The 22362-nt window shown below is 51.7% G+C and carries 24 protein-coding genes; 4 read left to right on the top strand and 20 right to left on the bottom strand.

The window, feature by feature from the left end:
* Position 1 precedes the first annotated feature (1 nt).
* The 19 genes from JOD01_RS03725 to JOD01_RS03635 all read right to left on the bottom strand — a co-directional run bounded on the left by JOD01_RS03725 (position 2) and on the right by JOD01_RS03635 (position 16939).
* Entirely contained in the window at positions 2-748 is a 747-nt protein-coding gene (locus tag JOD01_RS03725; RefSeq protein ID WP_204516903.1) for a 3-hydroxyacyl-CoA dehydrogenase family protein, read from the bottom strand.
* A complete protein-coding gene (locus JOD01_RS03720; RefSeq protein ID WP_204516902.1) occupies positions 732-1595 on the bottom strand; it encodes a 3-hydroxyacyl-CoA dehydrogenase NAD-binding domain-containing protein in 864 nt (287 codons plus the stop codon). Before JOD01_RS03720 ends, JOD01_RS03725 begins: the two co-directional genes overlap by 17 nt.
* Positions 1592-1777, bottom strand: coding sequence for a PaaD-like zinc ribbon domain-containing protein (locus JOD01_RS03715; protein WP_204516901.1), 186 nt, complete (start codon positions 1775-1777; stop codon positions 1592-1594). The genes JOD01_RS03720 and JOD01_RS03715 overlap by 4 nt, the downstream gene beginning before the upstream one ends.
* On the bottom strand, positions 1767-2414 hold the full coding sequence (locus tag JOD01_RS03710; protein ID WP_204516900.1) for a Phenylacetic acid catabolic protein: 648 nt from the start codon (positions 2412-2414) through the stop codon (positions 1767-1769). Before JOD01_RS03710 ends, JOD01_RS03715 begins: the two co-directional genes overlap by 11 nt.
* A 2-nt stretch (positions 2415-2416) precedes the next feature.
* Entirely contained in the window at positions 2417-2647 is a 231-nt protein-coding gene (locus JOD01_RS03705) for a hypothetical protein (protein WP_204516899.1), read from the bottom strand.
* Positions 2644-2967, bottom strand: a complete 324-nt coding sequence (locus JOD01_RS03700) for a metal-sulfur cluster assembly factor (RefSeq protein ID WP_204516898.1) — start codon at positions 2965-2967, stop codon at positions 2644-2646. Before JOD01_RS03700 ends, JOD01_RS03705 begins: the two co-directional genes overlap by 4 nt.
* Positions 2968-2971: 4 nt before the next feature.
* Complete coding sequence (locus tag JOD01_RS03695; RefSeq protein ID WP_204516897.1) at positions 2972-3907, bottom strand: Phenylacetic acid catabolic protein; 936 nt, start codon at positions 3905-3907, stop codon at positions 2972-2974.
* Positions 3908-4241: 334 nt separating this feature from the next.
* Complete coding sequence (locus JOD01_RS03690) at positions 4242-5207, bottom strand: MBL fold metallo-hydrolase (protein ID WP_338028518.1); 966 nt, start codon at positions 5205-5207, stop codon at positions 4242-4244.
* 43 nt (positions 5208-5250) lie between these two features.
* The gene (locus JOD01_RS03685) at positions 5251-7023 is read right to left on the bottom strand and encodes an adenine deaminase C-terminal domain-containing protein (RefSeq protein ID WP_239565188.1); all 1773 of its coding nucleotides are present in this window, start codon (positions 7021-7023) and stop codon (positions 5251-5253) included.
* 144 nt (positions 7024-7167) lie between these two features.
* Positions 7168-8046, bottom strand: coding sequence for a phenylacetic acid degradation operon negative regulatory protein PaaX (paaX, locus tag JOD01_RS03680; protein ID WP_204516895.1), 879 nt, complete (start codon positions 8044-8046; stop codon positions 7168-7170).
* Between the two features lie 119 nt (positions 8047-8165).
* Positions 8166-9734: a benzoate-CoA ligase family protein gene (locus tag JOD01_RS03675; RefSeq protein ID WP_204516894.1), complete on the bottom strand. Its 1569-nt coding sequence runs from the start codon at positions 9732-9734 to the stop codon at positions 8166-8168.
* 55 nt (positions 9735-9789) lie between these two features.
* Positions 9790-10590 carry an enoyl-CoA hydratase/isomerase family protein gene (locus tag JOD01_RS03670; RefSeq protein ID WP_204516893.1) on the bottom strand — a complete coding sequence of 267 codons (801 nt, stop codon included), beginning with the start codon at positions 10588-10590 and terminating at the stop codon, positions 9790-9792.
* A 212-nt stretch (positions 10591-10802) separates the two neighbouring features.
* Complete coding sequence (locus JOD01_RS03665; RefSeq protein ID WP_204516892.1) at positions 10803-11003, bottom strand: hypothetical protein; 201 nt, start codon at positions 11001-11003, stop codon at positions 10803-10805.
* A gap of 2 nt (positions 11004-11005) precedes the next feature.
* Positions 11006-11650: a class II aldolase/adducin family protein gene (locus tag JOD01_RS03660; protein ID WP_204516891.1), complete on the bottom strand. Its 645-nt coding sequence runs from the start codon at positions 11648-11650 to the stop codon at positions 11006-11008.
* On the bottom strand, positions 11647-12597 hold the full coding sequence (locus JOD01_RS03655) for a 1-phosphofructokinase family hexose kinase (RefSeq protein WP_204516890.1): 951 nt from the start codon (positions 12595-12597) through the stop codon (positions 11647-11649). The genes JOD01_RS03660 and JOD01_RS03655 overlap by 4 nt, the downstream gene beginning before the upstream one ends.
* 64 nt (positions 12598-12661) lie before the next feature.
* A complete protein-coding gene (locus tag JOD01_RS03650) occupies positions 12662-14011 on the bottom strand; it encodes a PTS galactitol transporter subunit IIC (RefSeq protein WP_204516889.1) in 1350 nt (449 codons plus the stop codon).
* A 15-nt stretch (positions 14012-14026) separates the two neighbouring features.
* Entirely contained in the window at positions 14027-14305 is a 279-nt protein-coding gene (locus tag JOD01_RS03645) for a PTS sugar transporter subunit IIB (protein ID WP_204516888.1), read from the bottom strand.
* Complete coding sequence (locus JOD01_RS03640; protein ID WP_204516887.1) at positions 14302-14799, bottom strand: PTS sugar transporter subunit IIA; 498 nt, start codon at positions 14797-14799, stop codon at positions 14302-14304. Before JOD01_RS03640 ends, JOD01_RS03645 begins: the two co-directional genes overlap by 4 nt.
* Before the next feature lie 79 nt (positions 14800-14878).
* Positions 14879-16939: a BglG family transcription antiterminator gene (locus JOD01_RS03635; RefSeq protein ID WP_204516886.1), complete on the bottom strand. Its 2061-nt coding sequence runs from the start codon at positions 16937-16939 to the stop codon at positions 14879-14881.
* Between the two features lie 245 nt (positions 16940-17184).
* Here JOD01_RS03635 and JOD01_RS03630 point away from each other — a divergent pair, with 245 nt between their 5' ends.
* The 4 genes from JOD01_RS03630 to JOD01_RS03615 all read left to right on the top strand — a co-directional run bounded on the left by JOD01_RS03630 (position 17185) and on the right by JOD01_RS03615 (position 21221).
* Complete coding sequence (locus tag JOD01_RS03630) at positions 17185-19203, top strand: methyl-accepting chemotaxis protein (protein WP_204516885.1); 2019 nt, start codon at positions 17185-17187, stop codon at positions 19201-19203.
* A 45-nt stretch (positions 19204-19248) separates the two neighbouring features.
* Positions 19249-19725, top strand: a complete 477-nt coding sequence (locus JOD01_RS03625; RefSeq protein ID WP_204516884.1) for a GNAT family N-acetyltransferase — start codon at positions 19249-19251, stop codon at positions 19723-19725.
* Positions 19726-20083: 358 nt separating this feature from the next.
* The gene (locus JOD01_RS03620; protein WP_204516883.1) at positions 20084-20839 is read left to right on the top strand and encodes a DUF2087 domain-containing protein; all 756 of its coding nucleotides are present in this window, start codon (positions 20084-20086) and stop codon (positions 20837-20839) included.
* A 19-nt stretch (positions 20840-20858) separates the two neighbouring features.
* Positions 20859-21221: a GIY-YIG nuclease family protein gene (locus tag JOD01_RS03615; protein WP_204516882.1), complete on the top strand. Its 363-nt coding sequence runs from the start codon at positions 20859-20861 to the stop codon at positions 21219-21221.
* Positions 21222-21397: 176 nt separating this feature from the next.
* Here JOD01_RS03615 and JOD01_RS03610 read toward each other — a convergent pair whose 3' ends face one another.
* Entirely contained in the window at positions 21398-22249 is an 852-nt protein-coding gene (locus JOD01_RS03610; RefSeq protein WP_204516881.1) for a methyl-accepting chemotaxis protein, read from the bottom strand.
* Positions 22250-22362 lie beyond the last annotated feature (113 nt).

The following is a 22362-nucleotide window of genomic DNA, read 5'->3' as shown; positions in this document are numbered from 1 at the left end:
CCTATTCGTATCGATAAAATCCCCGGCCTGACTGTTTGCCCAGCCAGCCGGCATGGACCATCTTGCGCAAAAGCGGAGCAGGCCGATAGCGCTCTTCGCCAAGCTCACGCTGCAATCCGCGCAAAACGGCATAAATATCATCCAAACCGATCTGATCAGCCCAAGCGAGCGGACCGTCGGGATAATTGACGCCCAATCGCATCGCCCGATCGATGTCGGCTGCCGTCGCCGTCTTCTCCGTCCAGGCAAACGCCGCTTCATTGACGATCATCGCCAGGATGCGCGGAAAGACGAGGCCAACTTCATCTTTTACCTGTTCCGTCTCTTTGCCGATGGCCAGCCAAAACTGCCGGGCGCGCTCCACATAGAATCCGTCCGTCTGCAGCGCTCCGGCCAGTTCCACCAGTTGTTTCTCCTCGACGGGCGCGAAGGTAGCAAAGCCAACCAGGCGCGAGGAATGCGTCAGCCAAGAAGCTGCCTCGGTGGCGGAAACAGCGAGCACAGAGGTGAGGATCAGGCAGTCTCGGGGAATGACTCGTTCAATCAATTGCAGCTGGGTCCGTTTTTCCTTCAAATCAAGATTGTGCGTTTCGAGCACAAGTTCGATCGCCGGCGCATTCGGATTTGCTTGCAACTCTTCCCACAAGACCAATTCCGCATCGGCAGAACGACTGATTTCCTCTCGCAGCGACTCGGCCAAAGCATTGGTCCCTACGACCGCCACCCGCGGCTTAGTTCTTGTCTTCATAGCGGTAGTACCCTCCTCCCGCTTTTCGGCCAATCTGTCCGGACTGGACCATGCGCTGTTGCAAATAGTGGGGACGGAAGCGGGCATCGGCGAAAAATCCTTGATGAACAGAAGTTGTCGTGGAAAAATTGATGTCGATGCCGATCAAATCCTGCAGTTCAAACGGCCCCATACGGAATGCCCCCGCTTTCTTCATAATGCGATCAATTTGCGCCACATCTGCGACCTGATCGCCCCAAATCCGCACCGCCTCGTTGTAGTACGGGCGGGCGATCCGATTGACTACAAAGCCAGGCGTATCCTGACAGACGACCGGTTCCTTGCCGATGGCCGCGGCAAACTGTTCCAGACAGACGACTGTCTCCTTCGCTGTTTGCAAACCTTTGACGATTTCGACCAATGGCATCACCGGCGCCGGATTGAAAAAGTGCAGACCGGCCACACGTTCCGGGCGCATGGTGCAGCTGGCTATCTCTGTGACCGAAAAGGAAGAGGTGTTAGTCACCAGCAAAGTCTCAGCCGGGCAAATTTCCGCAAGCCGGCGAAACGTCGCTTCCTTGATCGACAGTACTTCCGGCACGGCTTCAATGACCAGATGGCAATCGCTGAACGCTTGCAAATCTGTCGTCGGCGTCAACCGCTGCTCAAATGCCCAAACGTCCTGCTCCGTCCATTTGCCCTGTTGCACCTGCTTTGCCCAACGGGCGGCAATTTGCCCAATCCCCCGATTGACAGCGCTTTCATTCAAATCGTAAACAATCACGGCAAAGCCACTTTGCGCGATGATCTGGGCAATGCCCGCTCCCATCGTGCCTGCCCCCACTACGCCAATCGTCTTAAGCTTCATTCGCTTCCCCCCTCGCTCGCATCCCCATCCTTGATTTGCCAGCGGATAAACTCAAAGACGCTTTTGCAGGTTTGACAATAGTACTGGCTGACTAACTGCGCCGTGCCAAACCGAGCGATCCGCCCGACTTCCGTTCCGCCGCAAAACGGGCATTCCGGTTGGCTGTCGCCTTTAATGGACATGGGTTGCACGCTGCCCCGCTTGCAGCAGTTGGGAGATTTGCAGCTGGAATGGGGCCGCAAGATTAAGGGTTGGAGAGAGAATGCCGGCCGCTGTCAGTTGGCGACTTTGTTGTTCGATGGAAGACAGCCACTCGCTGCCGCATTGGGAGGCATCTGCCAGCGCCTGCCGTGTGTGGGTCGGGATAGCGCCAGCGTCTTGCAGCAATTGTTCGAGCCAACCGCGCGAATAGAGCAAATGTTCTTGCTGTTCCCGCCACAGCTTCTGCAATCGGTTGACGATTTCGGGCCGCCTGCTGTCCAGCAGCGCCTTGATGACCAAATCCGCCGAAGCGCTGGCGACGTATAAATTGGCGATGAGTTCAATCCAGTTCGAAATATGGAGAACCGTGGAAAACGCTTTGCCCGTTTGCTCCGTCACATCCGGTTTCTTGCCGGTATGGCCACGCAAATCAAACGACCAGTGATACAGCAGGCGGGCATGCCCCAGTTCTCCCTGAGCCATGGCGATTGCGCCCAGCGTCGCTTCCAAATCCGGTCCGCTTACTCCGATTTCGACCAGGCGATCGCCCAGAAGCAACTTGTTGTCGGCGATCTGCTCCAGCAATGCAATCAGTTCCGTTACAGTCTGCTGATCCACTGTTACCTCCCTCCCTCTGCTTCAAATAATCCTTCCGGCTGTTTCACCCATTTGATATGCCGGCGGGGTACGACACACATTTCCACCCAATTTTCCTCATCGTAAACAGCTTTGGCGTACACTTTGGCCAACTCGTCGGAAGGGGCCGCAACCGTGCCGATATGAACCAAGTCATCCCCGCGTTTGATTCTCGTAAAGACGTCATACTCATACCGCGTTTGAACGGCACTCATCTCGAGCTTACCCCCCATCGCTTTAATTTCTGTCTGCCTTCCTCACTCAGTCGCTCAACCGTCCACGGCGGGTCCCATACCACCTCGATTTGCACTTCCTTAACACCTGGTTCCCGCAGCAGACGATTGCGGATATCTTGTTCGATCCACTCCATGCAGGCGCACGAGACTGCCGTATAGGTCATCGTGACTTTGACTGTCCCATCACTCTCCCGGATGCCATAGATCAGGCCCATATCGACGACGCTGACCGGAAATTCCGGATCGGCGACATCCCGCAGCGCTTGCCAGCAACGTTGTTCCAGCGGCGTCTCCCCCATTTCCTCACCCCACTTCTTCGCGCAATTGCGCCAAGCTGTGAAATCCTTGCTGGATTCTGGCGACGAAGCGTTGGTTTTCCGGACCTCGCTGGCGGAAACGCTGGATCGCCCCTTCCCATGTGTCTGGCTGATCGGTTAGCCATTGTTTCTTCTCCGCGTCAAATTTGCAGGGAAACGGTACGGTCAGCACATATTTCTGTGCGGCTTCATCAAATTTTGCCGGAACTTTCACGCCGATCGATTCGCAAAACGGCACCGCGGACGCAAGCCATCTCTGCCTTAATTGGTCATTTGTTCGGCCTTTCAGCTTGTAGTCCAGCTGCGCCGACCGGCTTTTCAGTTCATCGGCGACTCCAAAAAACTCCAATGCCATCAAAAACATCCAGTCTACCGCTTTCTGCAGCAATTCCCTCGTTTCCGGCTGTTCCATCGCTTGTCGCATAATAATTTCACCATTGCGCAGATGGAACAGCTCCTCCTTATCCACTTTCACCAGCGCCCGTTTCCACGGTCCGTAGGAAGTATGCTCAAACGCATCGCCCAGCAGCGTATAGCCCGCTCGGTCAAAGAACGCGTTAAAGACGCCAAGTTCGAGCCAATTGGACAGCGGAAAATCGAAGGCATAAGGATTTTTCCATTTGTGCGCAGGCCGGTGGTACAGCAATTCCTCTGTGTCCACGCCGAGATCTTTTAACAAGCGAAAGGCGATGTGCGCGTGGCCGATTTCGTCCTGGATAATCGCCAGCGCGGTAATTTTTTGGTTTAAACTCGGCGCTTGCTTGTATACCGTCAGCAAAGGCGGCACGCTCAGCAGTTCGGTATCACCGACAATCAACAGGGTTTGTTTCAAAGCATTGAGGTACTCCTCATTCATGTCCTCGATCCGTTCGACCACAAAACCCGATTGAATTTTTTCCTGCAATACGGAAGATTTATTCATCTCGCCATCACCTTATTACGTTTTTTGTATCATCGTCTTATAAACGTAATATTAAATTGTTCAAACAATTCTGTCAAGGGACTTTCAGGAAAAAAACAGGCGCTTGTCAGAACAACATCTGTTTTTACTTTTTCCGAATAAAAAAAAACGAAGAGAGCACTGTGAGGTACTCTCTTCGTTTTCGATTGGCGACAAAGCTGGTTTGGTTGGCAAAAAGCGGCCGTTTTCTCCGAACCGGGCGACTTTGCGCAGCGCAGATCAGCCAGCGACGCGATCCGGGGAAAACAGCAGCGCAAGCTTTGAAAAACTCGGCAAAGCACGCGAATCCGATCTGCTATCGTTGGTAGACCGTCTGCCCCTCATCCGCCTGCTTGACAACTCTGCCTTCCGCAACCAAATATTCCAGATGGGCCAACGTCTCCGCCAAAGCAAACCGCCATTGGTGAGGCGTCAGCTCTCGGTAGGAAAATATTTGTGCAGCAATCTGATAAGCGGTCTGTCCTTCCCCGGCGATTTCTTCCATTAGGGCCAGCCGTCGATGGTGGTGCTGCACAATTTGCTCCGCCCGCTCAGCTGCGTTGGCGATGAGTCCGCCATGGGCGGGCAGCGCCAGCGAAATCTCCAGTTTGGCCAGCCTGTGCAGCGACTCCAGATAGGCCCGTAGCGGATTCGGGTGTGCCCCTGGCCATAAGCTGATATTGGGCGTAATCTTATCCAGCAGATGATCGCCGGCAAGCAGCAGTTTGCTGCGATCCTGGTAAAAACAAGTATGGCCGTCGCTATGGCCCGGCGTCACCAGCACCTGCCACGCTTCCCCGGACAGTTCCACCTCCGGATCGGCCAGCGGAGTAATCGACGGAAGCGGTTGCACGTGATCGTTCAGTTTTCCCATCGCCGCCGCGATTTCCCCGGCCAAATCGGCCGGCACGCCGCTTTGCCTGCACATCTCGCGAATACGATCCGTCTGGTTGCCGCCTGCTTCCCAAACCCGTTTGACCATCGCCAATTCGATTTCGTGCATATACACCGGTGCATTTGTCAACTGCTGCAGCCAACCGGCCAATCCGAAATGATCGGGATGAAAATGGGTCAGGTAAATCGCTTGCACATCTTGCGGTTCAATGGCAAGCTGGGCAAATGCCTCTTGCCAGGCTTGCTGAGCCGGCGGATAGTGAAAACCGGCATCAATGAGCTTTACCCCCTGCTTTCCTTTGCAAACGTAACAATACACATATTTCATCGGGAACGGAACGGGGACGGGAACGCGAAAAATTTCTTCGGCAACACGCGCAATTTCCACAGCGAAGCATCCTCCTCACTTGCCGCCAAATACATCTGCGGCGTCAAATATTTTGACTGGACAGGCGGGCAGCCGGAACGATCAGGCGGCCCGACTTCACCTCGTACAACCCAGATGGGGTTAATCGCAATCCCGGCAAATTGTCGCAAGTAAGGAACAGCAGCGAATATAAAATGTCGTGGAACGGATACCCCCGCTTTTGCAAAGCCGAAAGCAGTTCATCATGGGCATCGACTGCCGTGGAAAAATTCGCGTCAGTCGTCATCATCCCGGCAAGCGGCAAAGGAATTTCCAGAACGATTTCCCCTTGCTCTACCAATACGATCCCCCCGCCCATTTCATGCACGCGAAGCGCAGCCTTGGCCATCGCTTGCGGATCCTTTCCGATGACCAACAAGTGCGTAGTCGTATTGTAAGTGGACGCAAACCCATCCAGCTTGACGGCAAACTTCTCCAGCAAGCCGCGAGCAATCCAATCGCCGTCACGATGGATCAAAGCAGACATCAGCAATCCGTCATGGCGGGCGAGATCAACTGTGCCTTCTGCCGCATCGAGGTCCATTTCCCGCATCTGCGTGATCACCGCACTGCGGAAATGGATCACCGGAACAGGGGCGTCGCCGTTATGGCGATAGCGATAGGTGTCGGGGTCAGCCAAAACTGCCGGGTCAAGCCGAAACGCTTCCCTTGTCTGGTAACGCGTCCAGTCAATCTTTGGCAAAGGCAGCAGCAGCTCGCCATGCTTCGCCGCCAATTCTCCGCCGCAAATCACCCATTCGGGACGAAACTCCGCCAAATCGGGAAATATCAACAGATCAGCCCGTCTGCCTGGAGCGATTCCGCCAATCGTATGATCCATTTTGAGATAAGTGGCCGGATTGATCGTAGCCATTTGGATCGCCTGCATCGGGGGAACGCCGTGCTGCACCGCTGTTCTGACCAGTCCATTGACACAACCGTGTTCCGCGATAAACGAAGGATGGGGTCCGTCAGTTGTCATCAGCACCCGATTGGTTGGCACCTGCTTTTCCGTAATCAATTTCAGCACTTCCGGAAAATCGGGCCGCAATGAACTGTTTCGCAATGTCGTCCACAAGCCGAGCCGCAATCTGTCCAGCGCTTCTTCCGCTGTAATCGCTTCATGACAGGCAGTCAGTCCGGCGGCCACCAGGGAATTGAGCTTTTCATAGGAACACCCTGATGTGTGCCCGTCGTTCAACTTGCCGCGCTCCCTGGTCTCTTCCAACAACTCCAGCAGCAGCGGATCGCTGTTGAACAGCATTGGCCAGCGCGTCACTTCCGCGGTTCCGACCACCTCCGGCAGAGCGAGCAGTCTTTTTAAATCACGCCGGTTAAACAGCTCCCTTTCCCCCGGATAATCCGCTTGGGAGATCAGGCGAACGAGCCAGAGGTGATTGCCGGGAAGCTGACGAAGTTCTTCCACCATCTGCTGAAATGTTTCCGCTCCCATATGCAAATAAAAAAACAGATTGTCATGGGCGATCGTGGTCGTGCCCAATGACAGCACTTTGCCGACATAACTGACCGGATTGTAGAGCACCCACGGGTGGGCATGCGGCTCGATAAAACCGGGAGCAACAAATTTCCCTTCGGCCGAAATCACTCTCGTCTCCGCGCCAATCGCGTGCGCGCGATCGCCGACGTAAGCGATCCGCCCTTTGTAGACCGCGATATTGCTCCTTAATAATTCCCCGGAATAAACATTGACCACCGTCCCGTCGGCAATAAACAGATCGGCCGGACATCTCCCCTGGGCCACCTCGATCAGTTCCTGGTTTGTCGCCTGTGTGACCAACGCTCCTCCTCCTTTCACAGCTCTGATAGAATGCATCGCCAACGCTAACCGCAGCCGCCGCCATTCTCTTGAAAAGACGAATCAGCGTCCCTCGCGAAACTTGCGTGAGAGACGCTGCCGCTTTCCGCCGCGGTGAGCCGCTGACTATGAATTAAATTCGGCAAACGGATTGATCGCACGCTGTCTGCTGTCGATCAATTGCGTATCCGGCGAATGTTCAAACAAACTCTCAAAGTACCGAACAGCAGGAGGCGAGATCAGCTGGTGAATGTTCCAGAACAGTTCGCGGGCCCCTGTGCCGTTCCAGTCTTTTGGCAACAACTCTTGGGGAAAACCCGGGTCCTGAAACAAAAATTTCCGATAGGCATGCACCAAACGGGTCCGCTCGACAAATGCCTCCTGGTCGGTCAGCGAATTGTTCCAGACCCGCTCTTTCAATTGTTCATATTTCGGGCGGTACGTATCGATAAAAGTATCATATTCCGCCTGAATCGCGGGGAGATTCCAGCCTTTATTGACCAGATATTGCTGATCGTGCGAGACGATCGAGCCGGCGGTGAACAGCGTCGTGTATTCTTCCAGCTGATAGTTCCGGATCATTTCCATCGTTTGTTCCTCCAACGGATTGGGACTCACCCAGGTGCTGTTGGAAATCAAGCCAAATCCCGTCCAGCTCAACTCTTTTCGCAGCTGGTTGCGCAATTCCCGCTTTTCTTCCGGAACCGAGTACGTCAAGATCCGCCACAGTCCGTCCCACTTGTGGTTTTTGATTGTATAAACCCGCCTTACCCCTTCTTCAATTCTCCGTTTCCCTTGATCGGTCAACCGGTAGTAGCTTTTATTTCCAATCCGCTTGGCGACCAGCAGTTCCTGCTGCACCATGCGCAAAATCGCTCCTCTGACAGAAGATTCCGACATACCGAAATTGGCCATTAGCTGAATCAGGCTGCCGACCCAGATGTCTCCTCCATAATACTGGATAAAATCGCCAAACAGCGTGACAATCAATGATCTTGGCTTCATCTTTTTCACCCTTTATCCCTAACCTTGAACAATTACCACCACTGATTCAAGATTATTGCAGAAACCAGGCAATTGCAAGAAGGGAGATCACCGACGATCCGGCGGACAGGGACCAGCTTTTAGCCTGTTCTCAACTTGAAACGTTGAATTTTGCCTGTGGCCGTCTTCGGCAAAGCATCGATGAATTCGATCATTCTCGGGTATTTGTAAGCAGCCAGTTCCCGTTTGGCAAACGCTTGCAATTCCGCCTTTAATTGCTCGTCAGGCGTATAACCTTCTCTCAACACGATATAGGCTTTGGGCGTTTCCAGATCATTGTCCAGTTTGACGCCGACGACTGCTGCCTCCAGAACGGCTTCGTGCTTCAGCAGGGCATTTTCCAGTTCGATTGGCGAAACCCAGATACCGCCCACTTTCATCATGTCGTCGGAACGGCCGCAATACCAGTAGTAGCCGTCCGAATCCATCAGGTACTTGTCTCCGGTGTAATACCACTCCCCGTTAAACTTTCGCTTGTTTTCCTCATGCAGGCCCCAGTACCCCTGGGCAATGCTGTCTCCTTTGATCAGCAACTCCCCGATTTCATTTGGCGGTACCCTTACTCCCGCTTCATTGACGATTTTCGCTTCAAAGCCCGGAACGATCTTGCCGGTGCTTCCTTCGCGGACGTTGCCGATCGTATTGGAGATATAAATGTGCAAAGCTTCCGTTGAGCCGATGCCGTCGAGTATATCGACGCCATACAGCTGTTTCCACTTCCGCAAGAAAGAGCCGGGAAGAGCTTCACCCGCCGAGACGCAAATCCGCAATGACGACAAATCAAACGACCGCGGCGAACGCTCGGCATATTCGAGCAGGGAACCGTACAGCGTGGGGACGCCAAAAAAAATCGTCGGCCGGTATCGTTCGATGGTCGCAAAAATGTTTTCCGGTGTCGGCTTCTCGTCCAGCAACACGGTCGAGCAGCCTGCGCCCAACGGAAAATACATGCCATTGCCCAATCCATAGGCAAAATACAGCTTCGATGCCGAGAAAGTAATATCTTGTTCGTTCATTTGCAATACTTGTCTGGCAAAGGACTGAAAGGCGCATTCCATGTCATGCTGCAGATGAATCGTTCCTTTCGGGTTGCCCGTACTGCCCGAACTGTACAGCCAAAATGCACTGTCAAAAGATTCCGTATGCACCGCTTCCAAAGTCGTTGGCTGTTGTTCGATCATACTGTGGAAGTCGAGAATATCCTCTTCCTTTATGACAGCGCTTTCACAAATCACGATAATATGCTCAAGGTAAACAAATCTGGCCCGCAAATGGCGAATTTTCGCCCAGTTTTCTTCATGGAGAATCACCGCTTTCGCTCGGCTGTTGTTCAGGAAGTATTCGTAATCCGACGGTGACATCATGGTGTTTACAGGAATGGGCACCGCACCGATTTTGATGGAACCCAAAAAGCTGGCGAAAAACTCGGGTCTGTCCGGACAAACCAGCAAAATCCGGTTTTCCATTCCGATACCCAGTTGTTTCAAGGCGTTTCCAACCTGATTCATCCGCTCCTGCAATTGTTGATATGTGACTGTCTGGTCCTTGTAATAGATGGCGATCTTGCTGCCGAGCCCGTTTTTGACCTGCTCATCCACAAACCTGTCGGCGGCGTTATACGGAGATCCTATACCACGCAAGTCCCTCACATTATCATCACCTTTGTCGTTTTTGAAAAGGCTATGAACCAATCATAGCCTTTTTTTACCTTCCGCTCCATTCAGGCTGACGTTTCTCCAGAAAAGCGCTCAGTCCTTCTTTCGCATCCTCCGACCGGAACAGCAAATTTTGCAGTTCACCCTCGTAACGAATGGCCACATTGAGCGGCATTTCGATTCCGTTCATGATCGACAGTTTGATGTTGGAAACGGCGTAAGTAGCGCTCTGCACGATATTCCGCGCGTATTCCAGCACTTTTTCCCGGGTCTGTGCCTGCGGAAATACATCGTTGACCAGACCGATCTGCAAAGCTTCCTGTGGCGTCAGCGTCCGACCGGTAATGTTCAAATCAAGCGCACGGGAAGCTCCGATCAGCCGGGCCAGCCGCTGTGTGCCACCGGTTCCCGCCAATACGCCAAGCGATACTTCCGGCAGTCCGATTTTTCCCGCCTGATCGCCAGCAAACCGCAAATCGCATCCCAAGGCCATCTCCAAACCGCCGCCGACCGTATGCCCTTCCAGGCAGGCGATGAACACTTGCGGGGAACGGGCCATCTTATCCAAAGTTTCGTTGCAGAACAGGCAAAACTGGGTTTTGAAACGGGGATCGGCGGATTTGAGGAAATTGATATCCGCTCCGGCTGAGAAAAATTTCGGGACGTCGCTCATCAGTATGGCCACATGAACGCTGCTGTCAAAGCGGATGTCATCAATCGCCTGGTTCAGTTCCCGATAAAAATCCAGATTGTAGGAGTTGGTCTTGTTGACATGCAGGTGAATTTCCGCGATGCCGTCTTGCTTTTTCAAAGTCAGCAATGTGCCGTGATTCACAGAAGCCGTCGTCATACAACTTCCCCTCCAATTCGTATTATGTTTTTCAGACTGTCGTTTGCAATTCATAATTTACTAAATAATCCAACAAAAATCAATCTCCTCTTTGCAATTTCAACGAATTTTTTTTTGCCGTTTCTCCTTGGAGAAAAGGAAAAAACCGGTTCGTCTATGGCTTCGGACAAGTCGCCACGGACGAACCGGTTTATAGGCGCTCCATGTTCAGGTTACCGCTTGGCATCCTCATGGAGCGAAGATTGGTGCCGCGAAAGGTTATTTTGCCCTGCGCGTGTTTCCCTGCCAGTTTGCTTCAGCAGCAAGGAAATGGCCAAAGCGAGCAGAGCCAGCGCGAGATTGCCGAAAATAAAACTGGCGATGAGCAGGCAGCAAGCAACGGCTGCGAGAACGTACCGCAATTTTTGCCTCAACGCTACTCCTCCATATTGTAAGACAGTTGTGTGCTGTTCGCTTTCCACAGGCCGAGCGCCTCAAACAGCTTGGCATGTATCGCCACATAGGCGTTGTACTCGATCCGCTCCAACATATCGTACGCTTTGCGCAAGCTCTGGTCGATGACGAGAATCCCATGTTCACGCAACAAGGTGGCGATGGGCAAATCGTGTTGCCGTTTGTTCAAGTAAGCTTTCACCGTGTCGGCCAATTGCTGGCTTGTTGCCGGCGCAAACGGCAGCGTAATCACTTCCCCCAGTTTTTGCGTCGCTTCACAATAATGCGGAAGCGGCATCCCCAATGAGGCAAAAACCATCGATTCCCTCGGATGGGCATGAATCACCGCCCCTGCCTGGGGAAGAGTCTCATACACAGCCAGATGCATGTTAATCTCACGGGTCAGGTTTCCTTCCCCCTCGACCTTCTCTCCCGTTTTGGTCACAACCAGGATTTCTTCCGGTTTCAGCCGGCAAAATTTGGCTTGCGACATGAGCGTCGGCGTCATGATCAGGTATTCATCCGTTACCTTTACGCTGATATTCCCGCCTGCCGCATTGGTGTTAAACCGATCAAACATCATTTGTGTGACTTCGCATAAATCTTTGCGTTCCTCGGCAAACTTCATCGGTCTACCCCCCCAATCTGTTCAATACGGACCGCTGATTGCCAGCTTTCCGCCAATTCCAACGAAAAATCGGAACTTCCTTTTTGCGCCGCTTTGGTGGCGCTGAGCGCCGTGGCAAAACGAATCGCTTCTTCCAGCGTGCTGTTTTGATAAAGCTTCGCTATGACCCCCCCGACAAACACATCGCCACAGCCTGTGTCATTCACTTCCTCAACCATCGGAGGTGTGATCTTGTAAACCGCCTTGTCATAACCGACCATGCTGCCGTTTTTTCCCATGGATACAATCACCAAGCGGATGCCTTGTTTCATCAGCCGCTCAACCTCCCAAACGATCTCCCGAGTGTGCCTGAGGCGTCTTCCCAGCAGTTGTTCCAGCTCAAATTCATTCGGTTTGATCATGAACGGTTGAACGCGAAGCGCCTCCCGCAAATACGCTCCGCTTACGTCGACGACCAATCGTCCCCGCCTTTGGCTGACCGACTCCAGCAAGGCGGCATAATCGCTCACGGAAAAAGCTTGCGGCGGGGAACCGGAGAACACAACCCAATCTCCTTCCTGGACGTTGTTTTGCAGAAATTGCAGCAATCGCTGCATCGTTTCAGGCGCTGCCTGAAAACCGGGTTCGGTCAACATATAGCTGCCCTCCCCCGACTGATCCAACAAGATGATGCTGGTTCGCGTGGCGCTGGAGGGCTGGGAAACAAACTGGCAGCGCACCCCTTTTTCCGCCAGCAGCGTGAGCAAAATTTCCTGATTGTCCGCGCCGATAAATCCGGTGGCGATGTTGGGCACTCCGAGCGTAGACAGCACAACCGAGACATGCGTGGCTTTGCCGCCAATATCTTGTGTCTTCTGGAAAATCCTGTTGTTCTTTTTCCTGGTCATAATTCCCTCAAGACGGATAATCAGGTCGATTGCCGGATTTAAGGTAACGGTATAAATCACGACTGCTTCCCTTCCTTCATGTGTTGGTCAGCCATGCCTGTATTTTCGGAGACAATCTGATCAATCAAAGCTGGTCATCGGCCATTGCCTGCGCCCGCTTTTTCATGTCTTTCACATACCAGGAAAACAACCCCAGCCAGACAATCGCCCCAACGATGCCGAGCAAACTGCCGGCGGCGACTTGGGTGAAAATATACCGATAGACGGGATACTCCAAGGTGCTCCAGGAAATCATCTGTCCGGCCGGGACATCCAACGCATTGGTTTGCCGGGCGAGATTTGTAATGATGGGCGCAAAATACGTGGCGATATAGAGAAAAACGGGTGTGGTGACAAGGCCAAGCAATATCATCCGCAATAGATTTCCCCCCGTAACAATCAGCGCGGGGACGGCCAAGGAAAGGTTGATGATCCCGGCGAATGGCAAAATATTATTGCCCGGAAGCACCGCAGCCAACAGCAGCGTGACTGGCACCAAAACAATCGCCGTTACCCAGATTTCATTGCAGCCGGCCATGATCGGCCAGTCCAGACCGATATGCAATTCTCTTCCGGAAAATCTTCGCCGCATAAATTCGGATACCGCATCAGACAACGGAGCCAACGCTTGCATGAACAGTTTGGCCACCATCGGAAACAGCGTCAGCGAAGCCGCCGCTTGAACACCGAGCAGCAAAGTCTCTTGCAAACTGTAGGAAGCAAACAGCCCCAATAATCCGCCGATAATGAACCCCATGACATGATTTTCGGCAAAAACGCCGATTTTCTCTTTTAACCAATTGGCATCAATGTGTTTGTTTAATCCGGGAATATAATCAAATAATCTGTTAAGTGGATACAAGATAATGCCGAACAGGGTCATGCTGTGAGTCGAGGTGACGCCGGGAATTTGCGTCAGCCGATAAATGTGCTTTTGGTTGACATCTCCCAGCTTAAGTTCCAATATCACTTGCAGGCCGGCAACGATAAACGCCAGCGGGATGCTGCCGGATACCCCCAACACCAGCACGGCGGTCAAAATTTTGCCCCAGACGTTCCACAAATCAACATTTAAGGTGTTCGTTTGCTTGGTAATCAGCATCAGTATGTTGAGGCCAAGCTGAAGCGGAAACATGAAGAACGCCAGCGGCCAGGCCCAGGCCAACGTAGCGAGAGACGTCCAGCCGCCGTCAATGATATTGAGTTGAATCCCCGTATTTTGGGCAAAGCTTCTCGCGGCCGGCCCCATTGAATCCATCATAAAACCGACCACGATATTCATCCCGATAAAGGCAACGCCGAGGGTAAGCGCCGCACTGACCGCTTCTTTCAGCTTCATGCGAGCGAACAGCCCGACGACAATCATAATGAACGGCACAAAGACAGGTGCTCCCAAGGCAAGAATAAACTCGATCCAAGATTGTAACGTTGCCAAATCGCATTCCTCCCTTTAAGAACGTAATGCTTCAATCACCTTCTGCAGTTCGTTCTCCATCCCGACTCCCGTCAAAAAGGCAATTCCGTTGCAGACAGGCACCGGGTATTGTTTGGCCGGTTTGGTAATGGCGATGTAGACGGCGCAATCTTTGATAAAAGTGTCCAAAGATTTGATATCGACTGCTTCCACTTGTGCCTGAATCCCCTTTTGATCGAGCAGCTTTTTCACTTTCGATGCTACCGTCTGCGATGTTGCTACACCTGATCCACAAGCCACAATCACTTTTTTCATGACAGACTCCTCCCCACAACGTATTGATGCAACACATTCAGCAAGCGTTGTTCGCTCGTTTCTTGCAACAACCTCTCCATCATCTGCTGATCGGCGAACATTTCCATCATAATTTGCAGCAGAGGCACTTGCGCTTCGGAACGGTTCAAACCCAGCAGAAATAACAGTCGGGCCTCAACGGTTTCCTCGTTCGTGCCCATTTCATAAAACTGCAGAGCCGTTTGCGGGCGGATAACCGCGATGAACGGTTTGCGGATCGTCTCCGGGTCGGTATGCGGGATCGCCACATGATAAGGAGCCGTTCGCAATCCGGTCGGATAGCATCGTTCCCGTTCCTGAATCGCTTGTCGGAAACTCTCTTTGACATAACCTTTTTCCAGCAAAATGTCCGTGATTTTTTCAAAAAAGTCCGTCGAATTTTTGCACACAAAGTTCAGAAAGGTCAGTTCCGGCGTAAACAATCGTGGAAACAGTTCCTTTTCTCTCACACTCATCTGCTTTCCCCTTTCTCTTTCAAAAACCAATCTGATCGCTGCCATTTACGAGCAATCGTTTGAACGCTCCCCCATTCGCTCACCCGCAAACTTCCTCTCGGGAATATTCCCGGATCATTTGCAGAAGTTCCCGCTTATTCGTCGCTGCGATACACCTGGAAACGTTCTCCTGATCGGCGACCAACTCATTCAATTGCAGCAAAGCGGTCAAGTGCGTTTTCCGATCGATCGCAGCCAGCACGATGACCAGATTTACCGGCAAGCCGTCGGCAAATTCAACCCCTTCGCTCAAGCGAAGCAAACTCATCGTCAACCGATTTACCCCGTCTTCCGGTGAGGCATGCGGGATCGCTACGCGTGGGGCGATGACGATATACGGTTGGCTGCGGTCAAATTTGCGGATCATCATCTCCACATAACGGGGTTCGATAGAATTCGACGCGAGCAGCGGCAAAGATGCCAGGCGAATCGCTTCATGCCAGACAGAAACCTTTTCCTGGAAAACGATCGTTTCTTCTGTCAACAAATCGGCCAAGTTTGGTTTTGCTTTGAACGTCGGACTGGCAGGAGACCCGCCCGCTCCCAGGTAGCTTCGCAGCGACTGTTTCAGACGCTCGGCATTTTTTACTTCAGCATGTTGTTCGATCACTTGCAGCAGCCCGTCGTAATCGATTTCCGGCGGCAGACAGCCGTAAATTTCCTGATAGACCCGCATCTTTAGCTGTCTTTTTTCCAAAGCGGAGAAAAGCGGCTTGATCAAAAACAACTTTTTTTCCGTTCGCAGCGGAACAGTGGAAAACACCAGCTCAAACTCAAGCGGGAAGGAGGCAAACTCCCTGACCGGGATATGATCGAGAAAAACAAACTCGGGAAACATCTCGCGCAATGTTTCCAACAATAGCTTGGAAACGGAAATGCCGTTGGGGCAAACGACGATTGCTTTCAGTCGTGAAGATAGTTTTTCTCCTTGCTTTTGCAGCCAGCCCGCGATCAAGATGGTCAAATACGCGATCTCCTCTTCGGGAAATGGTCGTTTCGCAATAGCGGCCAGCGGTTCCATGCTTTTCTGGACGAGATGGTAGACATCCCCATGTTCCTTTTTAATCTGGAGCAACAGCGGATTTTCCACAGGCAGGGCGTGGACGATCCGATAAACCGCCGGCTTGACATGCTGGTATAGTTTTTCGAGAAAAGTAGAGCGCTGTTGAAACGTTACACAAGCCAATTTTTCAAAAGTCGTAACCATCTCCTCGATCGCTTGCTGCAATTGATCGTTTCCGTCCAGGCTTACTTCAAGAAAAGAGAGGCTGGATGACAGCAGCTGCAAAGTGAGAAACAGCCGGTCCTGCTCGGAAAGCGGCGCAAGATCCCAGAAAAGCGAATCCACGGCTTGATATTCTTTGGTCCGGGATACCTCGGCAAAAGTTTGAGCGGGAAGCTCGATCTGCTTTCCCCGTTTGATTCTCCGCAACAACAGCAGGAAGGTCAGGGGAAGTTCCATTAGTTTTTCGTCGGTGAAACGGATTTTCAAACGTTTTTCCACAATTTCAAAACGGCTGCGCATTCGCTTGACTTCCGCTTTTGACAGTCCCGTCACCGCCAATAGCCACTCTTCCCCATTGGCAATTTTCAACGCTTTTTGGACCAACTCAATCAGCAGCATCCGCTTAGTCCATTCCTCGCCGAGCAGCGTATAACCGTTTCGTCGTGTATACTGCAGCGAAAGTTGATATTTCTGCCCCGTTTTGTTTAGCCTTTTTAAATCGGCGAGTACCGTATTTCGGCTAACCTTGAGTCCGCTGGCGAAGTGCTGCAGTGACAACTCTTCGTTTCGACTGAGCAGCATGAGCAGAAGAAAGGTGATCCGTTCCGGTTCCGTCAAAATGGATTGCTGGCCAAAGACTGTTGGCAACTGGCGGGAAACCAGGTCTCTTGCCGCAGGATCAACAATGATTCCGGCAGTTCGGCTTTTTCGAACGGGCGGGAGCTGATGAAAAGCCAGCCAGTCCGTTATTTTTTGCAATCGATAATGGATCTGGCTGCGGGTTAGGCCATAGCGTTCCTGCAAGTCTTTTACAGTGATGACCGGGGAGATAAGGATTTCTTTTAATAACTGATAGCTTTGATCGTCTAACTGCATTGCGCTCCCTCCCTTCGCTTACTATCATCATAGTCAACTGTTGACCGTTATGAATGCGCTTTCAACACAAGTTTTGTGATGGCCATTTGAACGATTGTGAGCAACAGTCAATAAAAAAAATTTTTGTCATTTTTTGTCTCCTATTGGCATTTTTGTGCTAGTATGTGATTGTCCTATATTTAATTTTCCTAAAACTGTTTCTGATTACGGTTTACATGCAGCCGAATCAGCCTGGAGGAGTCCGCATGAAAATGAAATCATTTAAACTTCCATCGCTGCAAACGATCAACGGGAAACTGATCATTTGGCTATTAATCATCGGTTTGGTGCCAATGGGAGTCGCCACAACTATTATGTATCAGCAAAGCACCGCGGAAATTATGGAAAATGAACAAACATCGATGCAGGTTTTGGCGGAGAATACGGCTCAATCGATGCAGCAATGGCTGGAAATCAGACAAGCGGAATTGCAGCTGGCTGCCAAAACGGACAATATGCGCTCGCTTGATCCGCAACAGCAAATCAGGCTGGTAAACACACTCAAAGAGCAAAGCCAGGCGTACGAAGCCGTGTTGTTCACCGATGAACACGGGATTGTAAGAGCGCATACTCGCAAAGAAAGCATCAATGTGATGAATTTGGCTGATCGCGATTACTTCAAGAAGGGCATGCAGGGGCAAGCGTCCTTCTCGGATGTAATCGTTTCCAAAGGAACCGGCAAGCGGATCACCCCGATTGCTACCCCTGTCTTGGGACAAGACGGCCAAGTTCACGGTGTCCTGTCCGCCTCCGTGCAAATCGATACGTTGATCGACAAGTTCCTCAGCGCGAAGACGGTAAACAGCAATGGCATGTATCCGATTCTCGTCGACAATCTTGGAGTCATCCAATACCACCCGAATCAGGAGCTGATCGGCAAAAAAACGACCGAGGCTGGCTTCGCGCCAGACATGGTCTCGCTGATGGAAACGGGAAGCAAAGCATCCGGTTCCGCCGTTATCGATGATCATGGGGAAACGGCTGTTGTCGCCTACGCTCCCTTGGAAATCAACGGATTCAGCGTTTATCTGCACGTTCCGCAGCAAGCGATCCTCAGCGCTACTGTCGCGATGAAAATGATGGCAATCTGGATCGCTATTGTTGCTGCGCTGCTGATTATTATCGTCGCTTGGCTGATCGCCCGCAGCATCAGCCGTCCGATCCGGGTCGTCTCTGAACAAGTCAAAAAAATTGCCGAGGGCGACTTGACCGGAAACAATCTGGCTTTACGGCGTAAAGATGAACTGGGACAACTGGCCCAGCATATCAATCATATGAAAGAAAGCTTGAAAGAGTTTATTGGACAAGTCCATGTGGCAGCCGATTATGTCGCCGAATCGGCCGGGGAATTCACGGCCAATGCCGAGCAGTTGAGCAAGACAACCGAACAAATCACCATATCGATGCAACACGTATCGGAAGGGGCTGCCCAGCAAAGCGTCGGAGTAAACACCAGCGTCATCCATTTGGACGAGTTGTCCCGCGGCGTGCAGCAAATCGCCGATTCGTCCGCTTCGATCGCGGAGGCTTCCGGCTATACGATCCAAAAAGCGACAAATGGCGGGGAAGCGGTAGAGAAAACCGTATCCCGGATGCAATCGATCCATGCAGCCGTGACAGATACGGATCAGTTGATCCGGCTATTGGAAGAGCGCTCGACGGAAATTGGCGAAATTTCCGAAGTGATTACCGGAATTGCCGGACAAACCAACCTGCTTGCCTTGAATGCCGCAATTGAGGCGGCACGCGCCGGAGAGCACGGCCGGGGCTTTGCCGTAGTCGCCGATGAGGTCCGCAAGCTGGCCGAAGAGTCGCAAGTATCTTCCAGCAAAATCGCCCAGTTAATCGAGCAAATCCAGCAAGACATGGTTCGTTCCCTGGAAGCCATGCGGCATGTGAAAGAACAGGTTGAAGACGGTCTGCACGCGGTGCGGGAGACAGACAGCCATTTTTATGAGATCGTCAAATCCGCACAGGATGTCACGGATCAAATCAGAGAAATGGCCGCTATTTCCGAAGAAATGGCTGCCGGGACCCAGCAAGTGACCTCCTCCTTTAGCGAAATCGCCCGCATCACGGACGAAGCGAACCACAATACGCAAGAAGTCGCGGCAGCCACGGAAGAACAGCTCGCTTCGATGGAGGAGATTACCTCCTCTGCGCAAACACTGAATATGATGGCCGCGGAATTGCGTGATAAGTTGAGCAAATTTCGTGTAGAATGAAACCAAAGTGAAATCGGCAGGAATGCTGTTGGGAGGGTGAACGCGATGAAGATCCGCAAATTGAAAACGGAGGAAGCTGCCCCGCTGGAGTTGCTCGTGCTAGCAGATCCCTCCCCCCGCCACATCACCGATTATTTGCAGCGAGGCGACTGCTACGTCGCTGAAGCGAACGAACAGATCGTCGGCGTTTATGTCTTGCTCCCCACCCGCCCGTATACGGTGGAACTGGTTAATGTGGCCGTTGCCGAAGCGCATCAAGGACACGGACTGGGCAAACAGTTGGTCGCCCATGCGGTTCAAACCGCCAAACGGCTTGGTTTTGCCACCATCGAGCTCGGAACCGGCAATTCAAGCATCGGTCAGCTCGCCCTGTACCAAAAGTGCGGATTTCGCATCACCGGGGTAGACCGGGACTATTTCGTCCGGCACTATGCGGAACCGATCTATGAAAATGGTCTGAGATGCCGGGATATGGTCCGGCTGTCCCTGGACTTGACGGAACCACAAATGTCTGCCGACTAAGGGGCGGGCATGCGATGCCGATTACGAATCTTGCAGTCTGAAGACGGGATCAACAAAACCCGGAAGCATTTTTGACAGAGAGGATTCGCGAGGACTTGAACGATTTTGGCAAAGAAAAGACCGCACTTCGCTGAAACAGGCGAGATGCGGTCTTTTTTGCTTTCCTGTCATTAAGCGGCAACAGCGCAGCAGCGTTCTTTTCCCCTGCTGTGTTGGTTCGGCCAACTCATCAAGACAGACGCGGGCATGAGTGCCTACCTCAAACCGTTATGAACCAAAACAAAACCATTTGACAAATAACAAACAAATTTATAATATGTCTATATTAAAACCAAACGAAATTAGGATGTGTTTGAATTTGGAACTGTCGGAGCAATTTTGGAACGCCTCTTTGGAGGAGCTGAAGCGAGGGTTTATCGAAGATAAGGGGCGCTTTTTCTGTCTGCTTTGCGGAACGGAAACGGAGCGAGGCATCATCTATCCGGAGGATGGCCTTCTGTTCGAAGCCGAACGCTATATGCGCAGACATATTGAAACCAGCCACGGCTCCGTTTTTGACTATCTGATCCGGTTGGATAAAAAACTGACAGGACTGACGGATCATCAAAGCGCCCTGCTGCACCTGTTTTATCAAGGGAAAACGGACAAGGAAGTTCAAGCAGAATTAAACATCGGCAGTGCTTCCACCATCCGCAACCATCGGTTCGTGCTGAAGGAAAAAGAGCGGCAGGCCAAGGTGTTTTTGGCGCTGATGGAACTGTTGAAAGAAAAGGATCAATACGCTCCCAGCTTTATCAACCTGCACCAAACCGCGCGAATGGTCGATGACCGTTACAACATTACGGAGGACGAAAACCAGCGGATTTTGCAAAAGTTTTTTCCCGAAGGGACCGATGGCCCGTTGAAGTCTTTTCCGCCAAAAGAAAAACAAAAGCTGGCGGTATTGCGGGAAATTGTGAAACATTTTCAAAGCGGACAAATTTACCATGAAAAAGACGTGAACGAGATCCTTCAACCGATTTATGCCGATTATGTCACGATCAGAAGGTACTTGATCGAATACGGTTTTTTGGACCGCAAACCTGATGGCAGCCAATATTGGCGCAAAATTTAGCGGAGAGGCTGATGCAGACATGGAACGTAAAAAAGAATTGAAGCAACAGTATAAAGAAACAAAGACAGAAGCCGGCGTCTACCAAATCAAAAACACAATCAATCAGAAGGTTCTGATCGTCAGCACGCCGAATCTGAAAACAATCAACGGAAAACGGTTTACATTAAATATGGGCAATCATATGAACAAAGCGCTGCAGCAGGAATGGAACGATTTTGGCGAGGAAGCTTTTACGATCGAAGTGTTGGAGAAACTTAAACCAAAAGAAACCGGATTTTACGACCTGCCAGACGAGTTGAAAAAGCTTGAGCAAAAATGGCTGGATCGACTGCAGCCTTATGGTGAACGAGGCTATCATGGCCCTCGTCCGAACGAGCGCTGACGCTTCCGTTCAGCTTCTCCCCCGCCCCGGGCGGGGGCAGCGCCAAGAGTGGCGCCGCCGCTCAGTTTTTCATGTGGTTACGCTGCGATCCGCTTGGCTCAAAACGCCAACCCGGTTTGTCTGTAAAAAAGCAGTCCAGCAGATTTTTTGTGTGTCTGCGTTCTGTTATATCCCGGTTATTTTTCCGTCGTCGTTAACATGGCGACGTAGGCATTGAGTTTCGTACTGATTGTATCCAATTCTTCGATGATCCGGATGAAATTTTCCGAATCCGTCGCCTGCTCCTGAACCGCCTGGGAAATTTCACCCAACCGGACGGAGATGCTCTCAATTCCTGTGCCGATCCCTCCCAATGAGCTTTCGATCCGCACGGAGGCCTCATGCGAATTAACGGCCAGTTTTCTGATCTCGCTGGCGACGACGGAAAATGTTTTCCCGTGTTCTCCCGCTCTCGCCGCTTCTATGGCGGCGTTTAAGCCTAACAGATTGGATTGCTGGGACACTCCTTTAATAAAGGAAACAACTCCATCAATCTCTTTCGATTTGTCCGTGACCGTTTTGGCATTGCCGACAATCTCCTCGACGGAGGCGGAAAGCTCCTCGGTTTGGGCGAGCAGCGCGTGGGAATGCTGTTGCACCTGTCCGCTGATCTTTTCCAACGCATTCACCACATTCAGCATCTCAAATTCTTTATGCAAACTGATGCCGAGGATCAGCATGCCGACCCAGGTGTTCCCTTCAAAGACGGGTACGCCCAGCGAACGAAACGGCGGGCCGTACTCCGGCGGAGAAACCATCACTTCCCGTTTTTTCGAGCGGGAAATTCGCCCCAATACGTCATGCTCATAGTAACGGTCCCCCACCTTAACACCCGCATCCAGACTTTTGGAACGGGAATAATAAAGGAACTTTTCCGTATCCGCGATGGCAAACATGATGTCATCATCGTAAAACAATTCTTTTAATACAGGAGCAATATCTAACAGCTTTTGCAACGTGCTCGGCAAAGATGGTTGAGGTTGTGTCATACGATCTATCTCCTTGCTTTTTTCATTAGGGATACAACCTCTCTATACCCGCGAAGCAAGATTTTAAACTGGAAATATTGGGATGCGCTTATAAAAAAGGGCCGCTCGCTTGA

It is taken from the genome of Brevibacillus fulvus, assembly GCF_016908525.1.
Lineage (GTDB): Bacteria > Bacillota > Bacilli > Brevibacillales > Brevibacillaceae > Brevibacillus_G > Brevibacillus_G fulvus.
The sequence above is the reverse complement of the archived record's forward strand: the minus strand, read 5'-3'. Positions and strand labels throughout refer to the sequence as shown.

Bases quoted from the DNA above. Each gene is read 5' to 3' on its own strand.
- JOD01_RS03705 (WP_204516899.1), bottom strand. From the start codon at position 2,647: ATGAGTGCCGTTCAAACGCGGTATGAGTATGACGTCTTTACGAGAATC.
- JOD01_RS03700 (WP_204516898.1), bottom strand. From the start codon at position 2,967: ATGGGGGAGACGCCGCTGGAACAACGTTGCTGGCAAGCGCTGCGGGAT.
- JOD01_RS03695 (WP_204516897.1), bottom strand. From the start codon at position 3,907: ATGAATAAATCTTCCGTATTGCAGGAAAAAATTCAATCGGGTTTTGTG.
- JOD01_RS03610 (WP_204516881.1), bottom strand. From the start codon at position 22,249: ATGACACAACCTCAACCATCTTTGCCGAGCACGTTGCAAAAGCTGTTA.
- JOD01_RS03645 (WP_204516888.1), bottom strand. From the start codon at position 14,305: ATGAAAAAAGTGATTGTGGCTTGTGGATCAGGTGTAGCAACATCGCAG.
- JOD01_RS03715 (WP_204516901.1), bottom strand. From the start codon at position 1,777: ATGTCCATTAAAGGCGACAGCCAACCGGAATGCCCGTTTTGCGGCGGA.
- JOD01_RS03635 (WP_204516886.1), bottom strand. From the start codon at position 16,939: ATGCAGTTAGACGATCAAAGCTATCAGTTATTAAAAGAAATCCTTATC.
- paaX (WP_204516895.1), bottom strand. From the start codon at position 8,046: ATGAAGCCAAGATCATTGATTGTCACGCTGTTTGGCGATTTTATCCAG.
- JOD01_RS03720 (WP_204516902.1), bottom strand. From the start codon at position 1,595: ATGAAGCTTAAGACGATTGGCGTAGTGGGGGCAGGCACGATGGGAGCG.
- JOD01_RS03640 (WP_204516887.1), bottom strand. From the start codon at position 14,799: ATGAGTGTGAGAGAAAAGGAACTGTTTCCACGATTGTTTACGCCGGAA.
- JOD01_RS03670 (WP_204516893.1), bottom strand. From the start codon at position 10,590: ATGACGACGGCTTCTGTGAATCACGGCACATTGCTGACTTTGAAAAAG.
- JOD01_RS03630 (WP_204516885.1), top strand. From the start codon at position 17,185: ATGAAAATGAAATCATTTAAACTTCCATCGCTGCAAACGATCAACGGG.
- JOD01_RS03625 (WP_204516884.1), top strand. From the start codon at position 19,249: ATGAAGATCCGCAAATTGAAAACGGAGGAAGCTGCCCCGCTGGAGTTG.
- JOD01_RS03615 (WP_204516882.1), top strand. From the start codon at position 20,859: ATGGAACGTAAAAAAGAATTGAAGCAACAGTATAAAGAAACAAAGACA.
- JOD01_RS03660 (WP_204516891.1), bottom strand. From the start codon at position 11,650: ATGAAGTTTGCCGAGGAACGCAAAGATTTATGCGAAGTCACACAAATG.
- JOD01_RS03725 (WP_204516903.1), bottom strand. From the start codon at position 748: ATGAAGACAAGAACTAAGCCGCGGGTGGCGGTCGTAGGGACCAATGCT.